The sequence below is a fragment of the Algoriphagus aquaeductus genome (assembly GCF_003253485.1).
GTDB classification, from domain to species: domain Bacteria; phylum Bacteroidota; class Bacteroidia; order Cytophagales; family Cyclobacteriaceae; genus Algoriphagus; species Algoriphagus aquaeductus.
On the sequence record NZ_QKTX01000001.1, the window covers coordinates 1 to 20,293 of the forward strand.

The following is a 20,293-nucleotide window of genomic DNA, read 5'->3' on the forward strand; positions in this document are numbered from 1 at the left end:
CTGTTTGGATTGTATGAGTTTAAGCCGCCGATCAATGAGACTTGGGCCTTATACAGCCGGATCCAATTTGTCTATAATCAGGGATTGGCAGAAAATCAACACAACCGATCCTTTCTATACCTGCGCTTGGGATTGAAAAAGGGGCCTTTAGGATTTGGATTAGGCGCAAATTGGGATCAATACGGACCGGAAAAAGTGGCTAAGGACAACTTTGGAGTGTACACCCGATGGGAGTTTTAAAACTAAGCGGGTGAGTAACTGAACCAATGCCAAATGAATTTCGAAAGCGAACTTATACTCCCAGGATCGAAATACCCCCCATTCAGAAATTACAAAAGACTATCAGGGGAAGGATTTTGTTATTGATGTAAAATAACCTTTAGATCACCGGGCCTATTTTCCCCGCTGGGTCGAATCCCGTTGTTCGAGATTTGCAATCCCTATTTCTAGGCTCGATATTCCCAAAGAGCGGCTTCTAAATTCACTCAATTCCAGAGCCTACTCGTGATCCCGTGGCCTTTGATACAGGCGGTTTTTTGAGCCGAAAGAAAGGCGTTTTCCTATTTATTCGTAAAAACAATGATGTGGGCGCGCGGGGAAGACACAGCCCTGCCTTTGCCGGCAGGCAGGAGCGGGCCAGCGTCCGGCCCTGTGCGGTGAGGGCCGAGCGTCAAAAATTAATCCGGTGGATTAATTTAGCGAGGAGCCGGCTTGTAGGGTGGACTGTGTCAAGGCTTTTCCTCCCCTGCATCCCGGCCCTTCGCTAGATTAGCCCACTGGGCTAATCATTTACGCTCAGTCCCTTTTTGGCCTCAAAAAGTGACAAAGGAAAAATCACCGAGTGATCTCAAAAGGGGAAAAAGGTTGACTTTCATTAAAAAATCATAGTACCTGTCCGGTGTGCTGGCTGGGAGACACAACTCCCAAACCTCCTTACTTCCCAACTCCCTTACATTCAAACTCTCCGTTTCATTGCGCTGGCAACCACTTTTTTTTTCCAACCCATAACCCTACGCCAGCGCCCAAAATCACACATTTCATCTAAATCCCGGGGTTGAAACCCCGGGCTATTGAGAGGTTTGATCCCTTTGGGATCAGATCTCGCTTCGATTCGTAAAAACAATGATGTGGGCGCGGAGGGCGATAGGGCAAGCCGTTAAGAAAATGTCCGGGTGGACATTTTTAGCTCAGGGCCAGACTGTAGCGCTGGGAAATTCCCCCGCTGGGTCGAATTACAAATTCGACCCTATTATACTTAGGGATTTGCAATCCCATATTCCTTTGGACCAAGTCTGCTTTCCCCGCTTTGCGTGTCACCACTCACGGCAACCTGCCAAGTTGTCCTGCTTTTCCAGAAGCTGGACTCTATCTTTCGACAACTGGACAACCCAACAACAGGACAACCCGACAACCTCCCTACTTCCTAACTTCCATACCCCCAAACTCTCATACTCCTGTTGTCCTGCTTCTCCAGAAGCTGGACCCCATCTTTCAACAACCCGACAACCGGACAACCGGACAACCCGACAACTTTACAACCGGACAACTCGACAACCCGATGCTTCGACTAGTCTCAGCACAGGCAACAGGACAACCACTTACGCTTCACAGCTTACCACTCACAAACTTCCAAACTTCCCAACTCCCATCCTTCCTTACCCCCCAATTCCCATACCTCCCAAACTCAATCGAAAACGGACTTCCTTGGCAAATCTGGTCATTACTTTTTTAAACCCTTTTTCAATCCACTTTTTCGTTCGGTTCGTATTTCTGAACCATGGATGAAAATCAATTGCCGAATCCATCTTACCTTGCTAACTCAGCATTCAACCAAGAAAACTTTCCCCATCACAGATTCCTCCATGAAGCGTTTCGCGTTCCTTAGCCTGATTTTTACCCTTGTTTTGTTTTATACCGCTTGCACTGAGCAAAAATCTTCCAGCGAAATCGACCTCTCGGACTGGAATTCCATCGATAGCCTCAGTCGCAATACCACCGTTCATTTTATGATGTGGCAGGGTTCACCTGCAGTCAATAAATACATCAATTCCTTCCTCATTCCCGAGGTCAAAAAGCGATTCGGGATCGATCTGAAAATTTCCGGTGGCCAAGGTCCTGAAATCGTCCAACTGCTCATGGGAGAAAAGCAAGCGGGAGTGAATTCCGGTCAGGTAGATATCGTCTGGATCAATGGGGAGACTTTTTTTCAGCTCAGACAGATCGATGGGCTTTGGGGGCCTTTTGCGGAGCAGCTCCCAAATGCACAATACATCGATTTTGAAGATCCCTATATCGGGATTGATTTCCAACAGCCGATCAATGGGATGGAGGCCCCCTGGGGCAACACCCAATTTGCCTTGGTCTATGATAGCATCAAGCTTCCGAGACCACCCCGGACGCTCGATGAGCTCAGCCGGTTTGTAAAAAGCCAGCCCGGGACATTTACCATTTCCAACGATTTCAGCGGGATGAGTATGCTCAAATCCATGCTGGCCGAACTCGGGAGCTCACCGGGTAGCCTCAATGGGCCTTTTGACGAACAAAAATACCAAACGCTCGCCACCCAACTTTGGGATTGGATCAATGCTCATAAGCCGTATTTCTGGAAAAATGGCGAAACTTTCCCTCGGGAGCATACCAAAATGGACCAAATGTTTGCTTCCGGAGAATTGCTGATTTCCTATGGGTTCAATGAAGGGGGAATCGAAGACAAGGTGCTTCAGGGACTTTTTCCTACCTCCACCCGAGGCTATGCCTGGAAAAACGGAACCGTTCACAACTCCAACTACCTCGGGATCACCTACAATTCCCCCAATCGGGCAGGGGCTCTTCAGGTCATTAATTTCATGCTTTCCCCCGAAGCTCAACTGGTCAAAATGGATGTGAAGGGCATGAATTCCAATACTGTGCTGGAGATCAATCGTTTGCCTGAGGAGTGGAGACAAAAATTTGAGCAGGCTACAAAGCGGCAATATGGACCGACCATGCAATCTTTAGAGCCCTATTCCATCCAAGAACCTGCCCCGGAGTACATGCTTCGCTTATTTGAAGATTTTAGAAAATACGTCATTGAAAAGTAAACCCGCATTCGGACTTCTTTTTTTCTTCCTGCTGGGACTTTTACCCTTTGCAGCGGCACTGGTCTACGCCCTGCTGTACAGTCTGGGTATCGTTGGGATTTTGAGCGAAGGGGTAAGTCTTGCGTATTGGCATCAGGTGCTTCAGTCCGGTGAGCTTTTGGGTTCTTTTCTTTACAGTGCCTTGTTGGCCGGTACCGGAGTAGTGCTCTCGGTGACTTTGGCTTTATGGATCAGTATGGGGCTGCGGACTTCCCTGCAACATCGGTTTTGGAGTTTGCTGCTGTACTTTCCCTTGGCGATTCCCGGTATGGTGGCCAGTTTTTTGTCAATTCAGCTCCTGTCCAAAGCCGGATTTTTCTCCCGTATTTCCATGAAACTCGGCTGGATTGACAGGCTGCAAGAGTTTCCGGATTGGATCAATGACAGCTATGGGATTGGGATTATCCTGACTTTCGTCCTGATCGTTTCCCCGTTTTTCGTGATCCTTTTTTCAAATGTGTATCAAAACGAACGCATAGCTGAGCTTTCCACCTTAGCCTATTCCCTCGGTGCCCATGGCAAACAGGTATTTTGGCAGGTGACTTTGCCCATTCTCTTTTCCAAAACCAAACGGATCATGATTTTGTATTTCATTTTCCTGTTGGGCTCGTATGAGATTCCTCTGGTCCTCGGGCAGGAGTCTCCCCAGATGCTTTCGGTGTTGATCATCCGGGAATTGAAGCAGTTTGATCTCAAATTGATCCCGGAGGGATATGTGGTGGCAGTAGCCTACACGGTAGTCATTGCCATCGCGGCTTTGCTGGTTTTCCGTAGAAGGGAGGTTCAGGTTCATGAATAAGCTCAGGTACATTGTCCTGTCGGGTTTGGGACTGGGGATTCTATTTCCATTTGCCTTTTTGGCCATGCTGTCATTTTCGGGAGAGTGGTTTTTTCCGGAGGTGTTGCCCGGCTATTTTGGCCTGAAAAACTGGAAAGAAGTCCTAACCTCCGAGTCCGGCATGGGTATTAGTTTCGCTTCCTCCCTGGGTATTTCTTTACTCGTGGCAACCTTGGGAACGGGTACGGGATTTATCTGGAGCAAATCCATCGCCTACCATTCCCAAAAGGAAACCTGGCTAGTTTTGGCCTATTTTCCCTACATGCTTTCTCCGGTCGTATTGGCCGCTTGTCTGAACTTCTTTTTCCTCAAATCCGGTCTTTCGGGTACTTGGCAAGGTGTGGTTTTGGGGCAATATTTGGTCGCATTTCCCTATTCGGTCATCTTTTTTCAGGCCTTTTGGAATCATCGCACGAGACAGTTTGAACAACTGGTACTTACCTTGGGAGGCTCATCCCGACAGGCATTTGTCCAGGTGATTTTGCCTTTGGCCAAAGGGATGATTCTGGTCTGCTTTTTTCAGACTTTTTTGATTTCCTGGTTTGAATACGGGCTCACGGCACTGGTGGGAGTGGGAAAAGTTCAAACATTAACAGTCAAAGTCTTTTTATATATCAAGGAAGCCAATTTCTACTACGGAGCCATTGCCTGTTGCCTCTTGGTCTGGCCTCCTGTTCTCCTGTTGTATTTGAATAAACGATTTGTCTATAACCGCCTGGTCTGATGTTTCTTGAAATCAAACAGCTCTCCAAATCCTTCCAAAATGACTTGATCGTAGACCGGCTTTCCCTGTCTTTGGATCAACACCGCACCCTGAGCATTTTGGGGAAGTCGGGTTGTGGCAAGACTACCTTGCTCAAGCTGATTGCCGGTCTGGAAACTGCCGATCAGGGAAGTATCCGGGTGAATGGGGAGGACATGTCCGGCAAAACTCCCGCCGAGCGAAAAATAGTCTACCTCTACCAGGAAGATTTGCTTTTTCCTCATCTGAGCGTCCGGGGAAATATCGGTTTTGGACTAAAACTCCAAAAAATCCCTGCCTCCGACATCAAGGAGCAGGTGGACCTGATGATCCAGCGACTCGAACTGCAAGGCCAAGGGGACAAGATGCCCCATCAGCTCTCCGGAGGTCAGCGTCAGCGGGTATCTTTTGGCCGGGCGATCATCACTAATCCACGACTTTTGCTCCTCGACGAGCCCTTTGGAAGTCTGGATGTAGGGACTCGTCAGCGGATGCAGGAGTTGTTTAAAGAGCTTACCGCTCTCTATGGGATTACCTCGCTTTTTGTCACCCATGACCTCAAGGAGGCGATCCTGATGGGCGATGATATCGGGCTGATGAAAAAAGGAAGTCTTCAAGTTTACCCTGATAAACAGGATTTTTTACTCGATCCCGGGACCGGAGTCAGATCGGAAATCGAGTTTTGGGAATCCTTGTTAAAACCTAACTATTGATATGCACCCTAAGAAAAAAGTATGGATCGACACCGATCTGTCAGTTGGCATGATCAGACACCGCCGTCCGGGTTATTGTGATGTGGACGACGGATATGCCGTTTTGCAGTTGATGAAATCCGACCAAATCGAAATCACAGGTATCAGCGCGGTGTTTGGGAATACCACCATTGACAATGCCTTTATGCTTTGCGAGCAGATGAACCGTGACTTTGCAGGTGGGAAATATGGCGTATTCAAAGGGGCTGGAGAAGCCATTCAGCTGGCTAATGTGCAGACCAATGATGCGGTGGAGGCCCTGGCGGCCGCCCTTAAAAAGGAAAAAATGCACATCATGGCCATTGGCCCGGCTACCAATGTGGGCTTGCTTTTACTTCGTTATCCCGAACTTGCCGGCCAAATATTGGAAGTGGTCCTCGTTGCAGGACGAAGAAAAGAGACCGATTACTTCTCCATCGGCAATCAGGGCAGAAGGGCTCAAGACCTCAATTTTGACCTGGACAATGACGCCTTCCGGATTATGTTTGAGGCCAAAGTTCCGATCACACTTTGCCCATTTGAAATCTCCAGCAAGGTCTGGATTACGGAGGAGGACCTTAAAAATATGGATCAATTGGATCCCGCCACGCAATGGCTGGCCTCGGAATCCCGTCCATGGCTTGGACAATGGATCGAGCAGGGAGCCACAGGATTCAATCCTTTTGATGTGTTGGCCTCTCACTACCTGATCGCTCCGGATGACATTATCTCCGAACCCCGGCTTGCCTCTCTGGAAATCCACCTCGACGATACCCTGCTGGATAATCCCAGAAGACAGTTCAAATCCTATTTGCTTTGTCGGGATGTTGGGCAGTATCCGGTTAAGTATTGTTACGATGTGGTTCCGGACTATCATCAGCGTCTCCTTCAAACCTTCCAATGACCCATGTTTAGCCTTTCATTAGACCCCATTTCAGTCCAGCAATTTCTTGTTGAAAAAAACTGGCTTTTCCCTGAGGAAGAGGTTCAGCAAACCGAAGTTCCCGGCGCAGGAAATATGAATTTCACGATTCGGGTCAAGACCAACCGTCGCACCTTTATCCTCAAGCAAAGTCGACCCTATGTGGAGAAATTTCCCCAAGTGCCTGCTCCGGCTGACCGGGTGTTGCGAGAGGGAGAATTTTATGGACTTACTGCCCGTATTCCGGCATTGTCCGCCCGCACGCCCCAACTCTTGGCAATAGATCAGGAGCAGTCTGTCCTTCAGCTGGAAGACCTGGGAGTGGGTTCGGATTTTACGGGGATGTATGCCGGAAACAAGCAACTTTCTGCCGAGGAGCTGAGCGGATTGCTGGATTTTATACTTGTCCTACACGATTCCTTTCAAGACCTTCCCGAAGCGGAGCGCATCACCAATCGAGCTATGCGAACGCTCAATCACGAGCATATTTTTCATTACCCCTTTGTCAATGGAAACGGCTTGGATCTGGATCAGATCCTGCCCGGATTGGAAAAAAGTGCGGCTCCCTTACGCCAACATGCTCAATTGAAAAATCGGGTAAAAGCATTGGGAGTACAGTATTTGGCAGATGGCCCCTGCCTGCTACATGGAGATTATTTTCCGGGAAGTTGGCTACAGACACCCAATGGGATTCGGATCATTGATCCTGAATTTTGTTTTTTCGGCCCAAGGGAATTTGAACTGGGCGTGATGCTGGCCCACTTGAAGTTAAGTGCCCAATCCGAAGCTATTCAGGATTTTGTTTTGGGCTATTATCGTCAAAAGTCTCCTTTGGACGAAGGCTTGGCCCAAAGTTTTGCAGCGGTGGAGGTGCTCCGACGCTTGATAGGACTTGCCCAATTGCCGCTCACGCTGAGCCTGGAGGAAAGAATTTCTCTGATGGATCAAGCCACCCGGACTTTGACTTCGTAAATCGCCAAAACGGCTCAGCCCATGGAAAAAGACTTTGACCAAATCGAGCGGATTTATTGGGTTTTTACCCAGCTCTGCAATGACCAGTGTATCCATTGCTACAACAACAGCGGACCAAAAGGTGCCAAAATCACCGAGGAGGACTGTATAGCCATTATCGCCAATCTGCCCGATCGATTGGAAAGGCTTACCCTGAGTGGAGGAGAGCCTTTGGCAGAAAAGAAAAAACTGTACCGGATTTTGGATGGGCTAAGGGAAAAGTACCAAAACCGGCTATACATCGCTTTGCAATTCAACGGGGATTTGCTCACTCCGGAAATTTTGCAGACCCTGATCGAAAAGGGAGTGGACCGATTTTCCATAGCAAGTATAGATCGATACCATAAAAATGAAGGCAAGCGAAAGGAGGAACTCTCCGCGCTCTTTGAATCTTTTGGTATCCGATACATGCAGGGGCAGCCCGTGCTTAGCAAGTCTGAGCTCAACAGCCAAACCCGGGATGAATTGACCTATAGCTTCTTTGGAGCCACGGAAGATATGTGGTTAGGTGGCAATTGGGCGAGAGGTCGAGCCATGAAGCATGATATCTGGAAAAAAGATGGAACCCATAATTTTTGCAAGATTCCTTCCGGTGCTATTGCCTTTCTGGGAAACCCGGAGGTGGATATGGTCCAGGAAATTTCCATTCAACTCTGGCAAGTCAACCCCTGCTGCCCGGGAACTAAAGATCCCTTAGGAGATGCCAGGGTAGAAAAAGTCTCAGCCATCCTCAGGCGGGTTGCAGATTCCCCGGTGATGAAAAAGCTCAATGAAGGTGATATTTACGGAATCGGAGAAAGCATCGGTATTTCGACGGAATATGGACGGCAGCGCGCTGAGGCTTTGCAAAACGTCTGTCTTTGGTGCGATGAGTTTTTCACCAAGCATTTTGATATGGCCAGTTTATCCGCAAAATCTTCCGAAGTTTTGTAAGCTTCCCGACATCCAATCCGAATTCTTTCCTCGTTTATTGCTCCATGCAAACCACCCGTACCTTAGTCATGATTTATTCCCTGGCCCCGAGTCGGCAGGCAAGGGATAAGCAGGTCTTTGGGAGCAGAAATCAGCAGGCCGCTGTTACACTTTTTGATCGACTGGAGGGACGAATCCAATCAGTAGCAGGCAAAACCGGCCTGCCCACGCTGATTATCTATGACCATCAGCAGCCCGGGACCACCTTTGGAGAGCGCTATGCGGCAGCCTTCACTCAGATCTTCAGCCTTGGTTATGATCAGGTAATCTCAGTCGGAAATGATATTCCCGCGCTCAGCGAACATCATATTCTTCAGGCAAAAGAGGGTTTGGATAGTGGGCAGACAGTTTTTGGTCCATCCCGAGATGGGGGAGACTACCTGATAGCCCTGTCTAAATCAGCTTTTGAGGAAAAATCTTTTGCCTCCTTGCCCTGGAGAACTGACCGCCTGCACGAGGCTTTGCTTCAGCTGTTTGCCAAGACAAGTCCAGTCACTTGCCTGGAGTACTTGGTAGACATTGATACGGCTGAGTCCTTGGCTGATTCGATGACTCAGGCGCTAGACCTTACTTTTAGAAAATTTCTGAAAGCCTTGCTGAAAAGTTTGGCAAAAATTGAGTTTCACGGGACATGCCAGCGGTTTAGCTCCCTACTTTTATTTGCCGGCCCTCGAAGGGCACCCCCACAAAACCACCTTTGTTTGGATTGAACCCGAGCTTTTCGGGTAATCCGGGTAACTGTTGGAAGGATACTTTTTCCAAAATATCCTCATGCTTGATCATGTAGAGCAGGATTTGGGTGTGTGGAAAAGGAACAAATTTCAACTTTTAGTTTACCACTCTTCAATCATTTCTGATTCCGAGATCAACGATTTCGAGTCATATCCTTAACGCTTAGAACAATACTTATGAAGCTACTATTTACTTGGATAATGGTCCTGGTGACAGGTGCCGTTTTTGCCCAAGGAGCTACGTTCACCGGCAAAGTGGTGGATACCCAAGGTCTTCCCATCCCCGGTGCTACCTTGACCGAATTGGGGACCCGAAATATCAGTATCACCGACGCAGAAGGGAAGTTCACCTTTCGCGCTGAAAAAGTCCCGTTTACCCTTCGGGTTAGTTTTATCGGATTTCAAACCTATCAGGTGGAAGTCACGGTTAGCTCGGATATTTCCCAAATCATACTCTCCGAATCCACCTCCGAGCTCAATGAGGTCTTGGTTACCGCATTGGGAATCGAGCGAAATAGGCAGTCGCTCACTTCGGCAGTTTCTGTGGTCGATAATCGGACCCTTAGCGATGTGCCACAGCCCAACCTGATCAATGCCCTTGCAGGACAGGTGGCCGGGGTACAAGTGACCAATGGCTCTTCAGGGGTGGGATCGTCTTCGAGAATTATTATTCGGGGTGAAAATTCCCTTTCCGGAAATAACGAGGCCCTCATCGTTGTGGACGGGGTGCCGATTCAAAATAACCTGATCGCCTCGGTACTCTTCAATGACGGAGCCAATATTCAGGAAGTGGACTATGGAAATGGTGCAGCCGACCTTAGTCCGGAAGATATCGCATCCATCACCATCCTCAAAGGACCCGGTTCGGCAGCGCTTTACGGTACGCGCGGGGCCAATGGGGTGGTCTTGATTACCACCAAAAAAGGGAGAAAAAACAGGGGATTGGGCGTTTCGACCAGTTCTATGGTGACTTTTGAAGACTTGCTTACCCTGCCTGACTACCAGAATGAATACGGTGGAGGTACCAATGGTCAATATGCTTTTCAGAATGGAATCGGCGCAGGGATCAACGATGGCGGAATCAGCAGTTTTGGCCCCCGATTGAATCAGGGACAGTTGATCGCACAGTTTGACAGCCCATCGGTAGATATTGATGGAAACCCGGTAAGAGCTGGAGATGTACTCAGCCGGACTTTTCCCAACGGAACCTTTACCCCCATCACGCCTACCCCTTGGATTTCAAGACCCAACAACGTGAGGGATTTTTTCCGAACCGGAGTCACTTCTCAGCAAGCCATTGCCCTGAGCGCAGGAGATGAAAAAGGCGGATTTCGTGCAGGTTATACCAATTTCAGAAATCAGGGGATTTTACCCAATACCGACCTGATGCGAGACGGGATTTCCCTCAGTTTGGACAGACAGCTTACCGATCGATTGCGATTCGACTTGTTTTCCAACTATGTCAACAGCAGAAGTAACAATCGGCCTAATCTGGGCTATGGCTATGAAAATGTGATGTACGGATTCAATTGGACCGGAAGAAACTTCAATATCGCCTCTCTCAGGGATTATTGGCAGGCCGGTCAGGAAGGCATTCAGCATTATGATTTCAATTACCTCTGGACGACCAATCCCTATCTCACGCTTTTCGAAAATACCAATGGCTTCGATAAAAACCGCTTCTTGGGCAATGCCTCAGCTACCTATGATTTCACAGACAAGTTGAGTCTAAGGGTTCGCCTGGGTGCTGATATTTTCGATGACAAGCGGACTTTCCGCCGGGCGTTTAGCACCAACAGACGGGTTTTTGGCGGGTATCGGGAGGATCAAATCAGCTTTCAGGAAATCAACACGGACTTTTTGCTTTCCTATGCCGACCGCTTGGGTAGTCAGTGGACTTATAGCCTCTCCGCCGGTGCCAATCGCATGAATCAGGAAATCTCCAATGCCTACACGGAAGCCAATCAACTGGCACTTCCGGGAATCTACAACTTGGAAAATTCCAGAGTTCCGTTGCGTGGAGCTTCCCAAGAATTTTCCAAAAGAATCAACTCCCTGTATTCGTTTGGTAACCTGGCTTTCAAAGATCAGTTGTTTATCGAACTGACCTTCCGAAACGATTGGTCCTCGACCTTACCGGCATCCGATAATTCCTTTGCCTATTATTCCGGAGGGGTGAATTATGTGCTGTCAGAAGCGATCCAGCTGCCCAAGAAATGGTCTTATGCCGCTATTCGCTTCAATGCCGCGAGTGTCGGCAATGACACGGATCCCTATCAGCTCAATAATACCTTTCAATTCAATCAAAACTATGGGTCGTTTATTCGGGTGACCAATCGTACGGTACTCAATAACCCCCAATTGAAACCCGAGCGCCTGAACGCGCTGGAGGCAGGATTGAATTTGGGTTGGTTCAAAAATCGGATGATGCTCGATGTCTCAGCTTACCAAAATACCTCCATCAATCAGATCATCGGAAGACCGATTTCCACAGCTTCGGGATTTAGTAACCGAATTGAAAATGGGGGAGAAGTAAGAACCCGTGGACTGGAAGCGGCAATTTCGGGATCGGTGATCTCCAAAAAGGACCTGGAATGGACCATGGGAGTTAATTTCTCCACGTATCGAAGTGTGGTGACTCAGCTTCCCGAGGGAGTGACCCAATACGTGACCGGTGAGGCTAGCGTATTTGCAGGATCCGGAGGGTCCAACACCGTCTTTTATATCGCTCGCGAAAATGGTCGAATAGGGGATATGTTCGGAACGGGATTCAGAATGGTAGAAGGACAGGTGCTTTATGGCTCCAATGGACTTCCGATCCAGGATGCTACGCTTCGGTTATTGGGAAATTACAATCCGGATTTCTTCCTGGGATTCACCAATCAGTTGAGCTTCAAAAGACTTCAGGTCGGAATGGTTTGGGATTGGAGGCAAGGGGGTACGATTGTGAGCCGAACCCGCGCCTTGGGTTCCACTTCGGGGGTGTTGACCGAAACCTTGGAAGGACGGGAGACAGGGATTGTAGGTCAGGGTGTAGTCAATGTGGGCACCGCCGAAAATCCGCAATATGCACCCAATACCACGGTGGTCTCAGCTTCAAGCTTTTACAACAATTTCTTTGACCGAGGCAATGAAGCCAGTGCGCTGTACGATGCCAGTTATCTCAAACTTAGGCAGCTGAGCATTTATTATTCCCTGCCTGAAGCTTGGATTTCACGGATAGGATTCGAGCAGGTGAAAGTGGGCGTCGTGGGAAGCAATCTGCTATTATTTACAGAAAATCCTCACTTTGACCCCGAACTCAATGCCATGCAAGGTCAGCGATTGACCTATGGCGTGGAGGATATGTCCTATCCTTCTACCCGAAGTTTTGGATTCAGCATCAAAACCGAATTTTAATATGAACAAGTCATACCTCAATCGATTTACCTTTCCTTTCCTGTTGGCCTTGATCCTGATGGGAGCAGCCTGTACGGAAGGTTTTGAAGAAATCAATGAAAATCCAAATGCACCCGAACAGATTGGACCGCAGTTTTTGCTTTCAAATGTCATCTCGGTAGCTGCGGATCGAAATACTTATGAGCAGGGGTTTAGGTTGGCCAACTACTTGGCCCAATTTGCAGCCAGTGTGGAATTTGAGCGGATCGACCGATACGAGATGGGCAGTAATGCCGGATATTGGAACGGAACTTATCGCCTGATCAATGATCTGGAAAGTATCAAAAAAAGCCCCGGAACCAACGAGGCCTACCAGGCGGTTGCCGATATTCTTCGTGCGTACCTTTTCTCCCAACTGACCGATATGTGGGGTGATGTGCCTTATACAGATGCCATCAAAGCTGGAGAAGGGAATTTTGCTCCAGCCTATGACACGCAGGAGTCGATCTATACAGATCCTCAGCAGGGCATTCTTGCCACCTTACGCAAAGCCAGTGAAACCCTAGCCGCTACCAATTCCCGAATTCAGGGAGATATGATGTTTGGCAATGACCTGAATAAGTGGAGGAGATTTGCCAACTCACTCCGCTTCAGATTTCTATTGAGGATCAGTAAGCGGCTATCAAATTTCTCAGAGATGCAGCAATTGGCTGATTCAGGGGATTTGATGCGGGGAAATGGGGACAATGCAGTGGTGCCTTATCTGACCTCTGCTCCCAATCAATGGCCCATGTCTCAGGCCGCTTTGGGACTTTATCAGGAGCATCGGATGACCTTGACGGTAGATTCTGTCCTGCGACTTTGGAATGATCCCCGGCAAAACATTTTGTACAAACCTACCGCAGCCAGTGTCACGGCGGGCAATCCCCAGTTTAAAGGCCTGCAAAATGGCCTCAATCGGGAAACGATCAATGAACGGGGGATCAATCTGAATGATGTTTCGCTATTTGGAGCGATTTTCAGGGATGTTCCCAATGGCGTAGATGCGCAATATATGCTTTATTCCGAGCTCCAGTTCTCCCTGGCTGAGGCGGTCGAACGAGGCTTGATCCAAGGCAATGCTTCCGCCTATTATGAGGCTGGAATCCGGGCCCATTTCCAATACTTACGGGCCGAATTACCCCCTTCCTACCTGAGTCAAGCTTCAGTGGCCTTGAATGGGGACAGGAATCTGGAAAAAATATTAACCCAAAAGTGGCTTTCCTTGATCAATAATGGGCATGAGGCCTGGTTTCAAGTCAGACGGACCGGTATCCCGGCGCTTAAGCCTGGCCCCGACAATCTGAATGAGGGAAAATATCCGGTTAGGTATTTTTACCCGGAATCCGAGCAAGCCGTTAATCGGGAAAACTATCAGGCAGCAGTGACCCGCATGGGTGGAGACGATATCAATTCTAAAGTATGGTGGGAAAAATAAGCGACCCGGTAGATCCGGGTACACCGACAGTATATTTTATCTACAATGCAAATTCAGGTAAGTTTAATGCTTACCTGGATATGCTTCACAAGGTCATTTCACCGAAAACCTACCCTTGCCAACTCTGTGATATTACGTATGGAGTGAGTAAAATCCGGCCGGCTTGGAAAGAGTTTCGGGAAAAAAGCAGGCTACACATGATATTCCTTCATAAGGATGAATGGGAAGAAGCCTTTCCGGGGAAAACGATTCCCCTTCCCTCGGTATTGCTGGACCGAGGAAAAGGCTTGGAAGTGATTTTGGGAGCCTCGGACTGGAATGGGGTAGGTCTTGAGGATTTGATGAACCGGTTGACAAGCTTGGAAGCTGAATTGATTTCAGGGGAATTCTAAGTCCACCTGTTGCGCGTAGACTACCCCCCAGCCTTTTCTTCGGGGTAGTGTCCGATTGGCAAAAGCCTTTCTTTCTCGTTGCTTAGGCGATTGCTAAAAGCTGAGGAGAGAAAAGGCTTTTTTTATTTTATGTGTATCCGCATGCTTGCACGTTACCGATTTAAATTAGGTTTTGTGGTTCCAAATAGGCGGATTCCCCCTTTCTAAGGGGGCTAGGGGGATTTTTCATAAAGGAAAATTCGCTATTCGAGACTTACGTGCATTGTTCCGGATACACATATTTTATTTTTTGCCAGTAACATTAGGAGGGGTGACTTTAAAAATTGCCTTTAAAGATTATACGGAACTTTGCCAGTAGTCAAGTTAGAAGCTTAAATTAACTGGTAAATTCCAATTCATGGACTTCTTCGGTCTTCCGTCTACGGTCTCCCAGCCCAAAATCAGAGGAATATTCGTCAACTGGAAGAATGGCGTATTATCAGATTGCCTTCAATGAATATACGGAATCTTGCCAGTAGCATTTCTAAAGGTCAGAAGACCAAGGTAACGCCATGTCTTTGGGAATCTTCGGTCTTCGGTCTTCCAGCCCAAAATCAGTGGAATATTCGTCAACTGGCAGAATGGCGTATAATCAGTTTGCCTTTTTCCTGTGGCAAAACCCCAATAAGGCCCAGGCCGACCAGGATGTAAAATCTTATCGCTTTAACGGGATTTGTACTGTCTGCTGAATCGGTATACTGCTTTAGAAGAAAATCCGCTTTTTAATTTTGGATTAAAGGCAGGCGTTTTAAACTTTAGCCTGAATTTTTGACATCATGAATATTTCAAAAAGACAAATCATCATCTGTTGTGCCTTTTTAGCCGCTATTCTGGGGTTTTATTGGGCTTGGGGAAAACTAACAAGTCCTTATGGAGTGCAGAAAGTCAGCTTCATTCCATCAAAATCGGAAACGTTTACAAAAGGAAAATTGAATTTTTCTATATACAGAGCAAGCAATGGGGTTAATCAAGATGTCATTTACCATTTTCACGGAAGAAACCTGGATCATACCATCTGGAATGATGACACCTATTTTACGGCTTTAATTCAGTCCCATTGGCAAAAAACAGAATTAAAACCTCCCACAGTTGTTTTAATTTCCTATGGTCCTGAATGGTTACTTACAGCTAAAAATTCTAAAGAAGAAAGTGGCTTAATGGATGACTTCATTTCCAATCTACCGTTTATTGAGTCCAAAATCGGCAAACCCAGAAACAGAATTTTAATCGGCGAGTCCATGGGCGGACTCAATGTTTTAATCTTAGGACTTAGTCATCCCGAATTGTTCTCCAGAGTGGCATCATTATGTCCGGGTGTTTATTTAGACTCTCCATTTTCAGATTTAGATAAAATAATGGCAGCAATGAAACGTACAGGAGCTGACCCCAAAGTGGCACTTGGAATTTACTTGATGGCTAAAAAATATATATCAAATGAGCAAGAATGGAAGAATATTTCACCGATTGAATTAATCAAAAAAGCCAATAGTCAATACCCCGAACTCTACCTGTCTTGTGGACTTTATGATAAGTTTGGCAACTATGAGGGTTCCGAAGCGCTGGCCAACCTGGCAGTTTCGAAAGGAGTGAAGACCCAATGGCATCCAATGTATGGGGGGCATTGTGCCATGGATATCTACTCATTATCAAACTTTTTAATTATCAATTAATTGGACTTCAGGCCTGTCCCAATTGCCGGGACTGATTTTTCGCTGCTGTGAGTTTCACCACTCACAGCAGACAACGGTTATCCAGCTTCTCCAGAAGCTGGACCCCATCTGTCGCCAACCCGAAAACTGGACAACTCGACAACTGGACAACAGGACAACCTGACAACCCGTTGCTTCGACTAGGCTCAGCACAGGCAACCGGACAACCTGCCCTCCCGGAGGCGGGCGCGAAGCTGACAACCCGACAACTGGACAACCACTTACTCCTTACAATTTACGACTAACCAAGGCCGCTCCCTGTAACTCAAAAAAAGCTTCAGCTTTTTTTCTTAGCGACCTTGAAAAGCTCAATCGAAGAATAAAGGAGTGAAGTTCTGAAAGAGCTAACCCTCTGATCTTCGCCGCTGTGAGTGTTCTCACTTAATGCTCCGGGTGTCCTTCGCCTCCGTGAGTGTCCTCACTCACGGCAAACTACCTTCCCCGGGTCGTATTCCCGATTTGGCGCCGGTTGTCCTGCTTCTCCAGAAGCTGGACTCGATCTGTCGACAACTGGGCAACTCGACAACTGGACAACTGGACAACCACTTACTTCCGCTGGGTCGGATTTGCAATCCGACCCTATTATCCTTGGGATTTGTAATCCCACATTCCTTTGTCCAAGTCTGACTTTCTCCAGAAGCTGGACCCCATCAGCCGCCAACCCGACAACTGGATAACCCGACAACTCGACAACAGGACAACCCGACAACCCGACAACTGGATAACCCGACAACTGGATAACCTGACAACCCGATGCTTCGACTAGGCTCAGCACTGGCAACAGGACAACCCTGGAACCTCCTTACCTCCAAACTCCCACACTCCCCAACTCCCATCCCCCTCAAATACAAATTTTGTATTCCGCATAGGGGTTTTTCCTTTCCGAGTTGTCCTAAAATCAAAAACCAAAATCCTAACTTGCCAGAAAAGTATTCCTTTTTCATGCAGGCATCCGATCAATTGGTTTTTTCAGCCATTCAGAATGGGGAGATATCCTCCTTCGAGATGCTTTTCAAAACGCATTATGCCCCATTGTGCCGTTTTGCCTTGGGGTATTTAGGGGATAAAGATGAGGCTGAAGAGGTAGTTCAAGGAATGTTTTTGGGCTTTTGGGAGAAAAGAATTAGCATTCAAATCGAATCCTCTCTTAAGGCATACCTCTACCGAAGTGTAAGAAATGCCTGTCTCAACGAACTGAAAAGACAAAAAATCAGAAGCCACCATGCCTCATCTGTACTGAAGGAAGGCGAACCGCAAGATCAGTCTTCCGATCGGTTGGCCTTGAAAAAAGAGCTGGAGTCCCGAATAGAAGAAGCCATTCGGTCACTTCCATCCCAGTGTGGGCTGATCTTCAGAATGAGCCGATTCGAAGAGTTGAAATATCAGGAAATTGCCGATCAACTTGGGATTTCTATAAAAACCGTGGAGAACCAAATGGGGAAGGCCCTCAAAATCATGCGGGAGCAACTGAGAGATTATCTTCCCATGATCCTTGTTCTATTGGGAAATTGGATGGAAAAATGAAAGAGTTTGCACCAAATCACATCGAAAACCTAATCGCCAAGTACTTGGTCGATGAAGCTTCTTCCGAAGAAATTCGGGAATTGCAAGACTGGTGCGCCCAATCTTCCGACAACCAACGACACCTCGATGAAGCCCAACTTATTTTCCAAAAAGCCCAGATCTCCGAAAAGGATCAGTTCGATACCGAGGCAGCATGGGCCAAAGTGAGGCCACAGCTTACACTTGACAATAAGTCTTCTGGATTTGGGATAGGGTTTTGGGGGAAAATTGCTGCTGCTTTTGTTCTTTTTACAGCACTTTCCTACCTCTTTTATGATCAGGTTTCCAGCAAACAGGAATTTTCTTACCTCAGTCAGGATCAACCGTCCCAAGTCATTCTGCCTGATCAAACCCAGATTGCGCTTCTCCCTCATTCCGAAGCCAAAGTAATCTGGAATACCAAGTCGAAAACCGGGAAAATACTCCTTTCCGGAGAGGCCACCTTCAGTATGGATTCCCAATCAGATACCCAATGGCTGGTGGAAACCGAGAATCTGCGCGTTGAAGATATTGGGACGGTATTCCACGTGGTGAGCTTATCAGAACGGGATTCGGTAGAGGTATCCGTCCTGGAAGGGGCGGTTCGGTTCTACTCCGAATCTGATCCTGGGATCGCGTTGGAAGCAGGTCAAAAAGGGATCTATTCCAAATCCGCGAAACAGTTTCTCAAAGGGGATTTCCAATCCAATGAATTCGCTTTCCATACGAAGACTTTTGACTTTTCAGGAGAATCTTTACAATCGGTGGTGGATTTACTCTCCAAAGTTTATCAAACCGAAATCCAGCTCTCTGGACCCATATCCACCTGTCAGATTACCGTTAGGTTTGACCGGGAAGAACTCGAGACGGCGCTATCCATTTTGGCCGAAACGATGGGACTTACCCTGACCTCAACAGAAAAAGGTTACCTCCTCAGCGGAGAGGCTTGTTACTAATTTTCGTTTCATGAATCGACTTGGGCTTTTTTTTGGCTGTTTTCTTTGGCTTACAGGAGGGGAAGTTTTTTCCCAAAATACACCCATGTTGGAACGAAAGGTCACGATTTCAGCCCAAAATGAACCCATTGAGCTGGTTCTTCAGCGAATTTCTGCACAGGCAGGTTGTGTTTTTTCCTACAGTCCTACGGCCATTGATGTGAAAAAACGCATTACCCAAAGCTTTTCCAATCAATCCATCCGGGAGGTACTCATAAGGTTGTTTGAAGATCAGGTCCTGGTAAAGGAAAAAGGAGTCTACCTTATTCTCACTCCTGCGCCTCAGGAGAAAAAGGAAATCAAAGTCAGCGGATATGTGGAGGACCCATCCGGGAATCGGCTGAGAAATGCCACAGTCTATGACCCCATTACACTCAGGTCTTCCCTGACAGACGAATACGGATTTTTTGAGTTTCAGGTAAAAAACCCCACAGAACCCCTTCAGTTGATTGTTCGAAAGGAGGGCTATGCGGATACGGTTTCTTTTCAAAATGGCAAGAAATCCTACTTCAGAAATATCGCGCTCAAATTGGATCCGGATCAGCTTTTGGCTTGGACCAAAGATTCTACGGGGCAGTTGAAGAAGTTTTGGAAATGGAATAAAAATTCCCCAGGAGCAAAAAATCTGGTCAATGTAACCGATACGCTCTACCGTCAGGTTCAGATTTCTTTTCTCCCCTTTTTGGGATCCAATCGCAATCTGAGTGGTAGTGTGATCAACAATTATTCCTTCAATGTACTGGGAGGATATTCCGCAGGAACTCAAAAAGCAGAGTTGGGAGGGGTTTTCAATATAAATCGGGGAGATGTGGGTAGCTTTCAGGCGGCCGGAGTATTTAATTACACAGGAGGGACAGTCTCCGGGTTGCAGCTGGGAGGGGTTACCAATTTCAATAGGGGACATTCTAAGGGATTACAGGCAGCCGGGGTCGTCAATGTGGGAGTGGGGCCGGTCGAAGGGGCCCAACTCGCTGGAGTACTCAATGTAAGCGGAACCCATCTCTCTGGTGTTCAAATTGCCGGGGTATCCAATTTGACCTTTGGCGAAGTAAGCGGCACTCAGATTAGTGGGGTGTTTAATGCAGCAGGGATCGTCAAGGGTACTCAGCTTGCCCTTTTCAATTACGCCGATAGCATCAGTCAGGGTATACCTATCGGACTTTTTTCTTTTGTCCGAAAAGGATACCATGTGGTGGAATTCAGCACCAATGAAGTGCTTCCAATGACCCTCAGCCTTCGATCAGGAACCCGAGGATTTTATTCCATGATCTATGCCGGACTCAGACCCCAACCTTCCGATTCTGTCACCTGGTCCTTTGGCTACGGAATCGGAAGTTCCCCGAAAATCGGAAAAAATCTGCACCTCAATCTTGAACTCAGTTTCGAGCAACTCAACAAGGGAAATGTAGCCGCACTTAATTTGATCAGTAGGGCCCATGTCGCTGTGGATTGGCAGGTTTCTCCCAAGGTAGCCCTTTTTGCAGGTCCAACTTTTAACCTAAGAACTTACGATTTGTCCTTTTCTATGCATCCTGAGACATTTTCACTGTTTCAGCCCCGATTACAGAGTGACCGGGAATTGTTGGGAGGCAGCGGTTGGGGCCGACAATCTTGGTGGGGTCTCAAGGCAGGAATCAGATTTTTTTAATTTTTTTCGCTCTCGGATAGGGGGAAAAACTTCTTGAATTGTCCTAG

General features: G+C 47.5%; 15 protein-coding genes and 1 pseudogene. All 16 read left to right on the forward strand.

The genetic code is table 11. The annotated features are described in order from the left end of the window. Positions 1–240: pseudogene (locus CLV31_RS21760) on the forward strand (hypothetical protein); the annotation flags it as partial. A gap of 1,622 nt (positions 241–1,862) precedes the next feature. Continuing rightward, a complete protein-coding gene (locus tag CLV31_RS00015; protein ID WP_111390828.1) occupies positions 1,863–3,080 on the forward strand; it encodes an ABC transporter substrate-binding protein in 1,218 nt (405 codons plus the stop codon). After that, the gene (locus tag CLV31_RS00020; RefSeq protein ID WP_111390829.1) at positions 3,070–3,918 is read left to right on the forward strand and encodes an ABC transporter permease subunit; all 849 of its coding nucleotides are present in this window, start codon (positions 3,070–3,072) and stop codon (positions 3,916–3,918) included. Before CLV31_RS00015 ends, CLV31_RS00020 begins: the two co-directional genes overlap by 11 nt. Next, positions 3,911–4,681: an ABC transporter permease gene (locus CLV31_RS00025; RefSeq protein WP_111390830.1), complete on the forward strand. Its 771-nt coding sequence runs from the start codon at positions 3,911–3,913 to the stop codon at positions 4,679–4,681. Before CLV31_RS00020 ends, CLV31_RS00025 begins: the two co-directional genes overlap by 8 nt. Next, positions 4,681–5,412: an ABC transporter ATP-binding protein gene (locus CLV31_RS00030; RefSeq protein WP_111390831.1), complete on the forward strand. Its 732-nt coding sequence runs from the start codon at positions 4,681–4,683 to the stop codon at positions 5,410–5,412. The genes CLV31_RS00025 and CLV31_RS00030 overlap by 1 nt, the downstream gene beginning before the upstream one ends. A 1-nt stretch (position 5,413) precedes the next feature. Then, the gene (locus tag CLV31_RS00035; RefSeq protein WP_111390832.1) at positions 5,414–6,334 is read left to right on the forward strand and encodes a nucleoside hydrolase; all 921 of its coding nucleotides are present in this window, start codon (positions 5,414–5,416) and stop codon (positions 6,332–6,334) included. A 3-nt stretch (positions 6,335–6,337) separates the two neighbouring features. Beyond that, entirely contained in the window at positions 6,338–7,324 is a 987-nt protein-coding gene (locus tag CLV31_RS00040; RefSeq protein ID WP_111390833.1) for a phosphotransferase, read from the forward strand. Positions 7,325–7,345: 21 nt separating this feature from the next. Next, a complete protein-coding gene (locus CLV31_RS00045; RefSeq protein ID WP_111390834.1) occupies positions 7,346–8,296 on the forward strand; it encodes a radical SAM protein in 951 nt (316 codons plus the stop codon). Between the two features lie 44 nt (positions 8,297–8,340). Next, positions 8,341–9,045, forward strand: a complete 705-nt coding sequence (locus CLV31_RS00050; protein WP_111390835.1) for a TIGR04282 family arsenosugar biosynthesis glycosyltransferase — start codon at positions 8,341–8,343, stop codon at positions 9,043–9,045. A gap of 198 nt (positions 9,046–9,243) precedes the next feature. Next, on the forward strand, positions 9,244–12,465 hold the full coding sequence (locus tag CLV31_RS00055) for a SusC/RagA family TonB-linked outer membrane protein (RefSeq protein ID WP_111390836.1): 3,222 nt from the start codon (positions 9,244–9,246) through the stop codon (positions 12,463–12,465). A 1-nt stretch (position 12,466) separates the two neighbouring features. Further along, a complete protein-coding gene (locus tag CLV31_RS00060) occupies positions 12,467–13,921 on the forward strand; it encodes a SusD/RagB family nutrient-binding outer membrane lipoprotein (RefSeq protein ID WP_111390837.1) in 1,455 nt (484 codons plus the stop codon). Beyond that, positions 13,906–14,313: a hypothetical protein gene (locus CLV31_RS00065; RefSeq protein ID WP_111390838.1), complete on the forward strand. Its 408-nt coding sequence runs from the start codon at positions 13,906–13,908 to the stop codon at positions 14,311–14,313. Before CLV31_RS00060 ends, CLV31_RS00065 begins: the two co-directional genes overlap by 16 nt. An 815-nt stretch (positions 14,314–15,128) precedes the next feature. Then, the gene (locus CLV31_RS00070) at positions 15,129–16,022 is read left to right on the forward strand and encodes an alpha/beta hydrolase (protein ID WP_111390839.1); all 894 of its coding nucleotides are present in this window, start codon (positions 15,129–15,131) and stop codon (positions 16,020–16,022) included. 981 nt (positions 16,023–17,003) lie between these two features. After that, on the forward strand, positions 17,004–17,585 hold the full coding sequence (locus CLV31_RS00075) for an RNA polymerase sigma-70 factor (protein WP_111391247.1): 582 nt from the start codon (positions 17,004–17,006) through the stop codon (positions 17,583–17,585). Continuing rightward, entirely contained in the window at positions 17,582–18,559 is a 978-nt protein-coding gene (locus tag CLV31_RS00080) for a FecR family protein (protein ID WP_111390840.1), read from the forward strand. The genes CLV31_RS00075 and CLV31_RS00080 overlap by 4 nt, the downstream gene beginning before the upstream one ends. Positions 18,560–18,569: 10 nt before the next feature. Further along, positions 18,570–20,246: a carboxypeptidase-like regulatory domain-containing protein gene (locus CLV31_RS00085; RefSeq protein ID WP_111390841.1), complete on the forward strand. Its 1,677-nt coding sequence runs from the start codon at positions 18,570–18,572 to the stop codon at positions 20,244–20,246. Positions 20,247–20,293 lie beyond the last annotated feature (47 nt).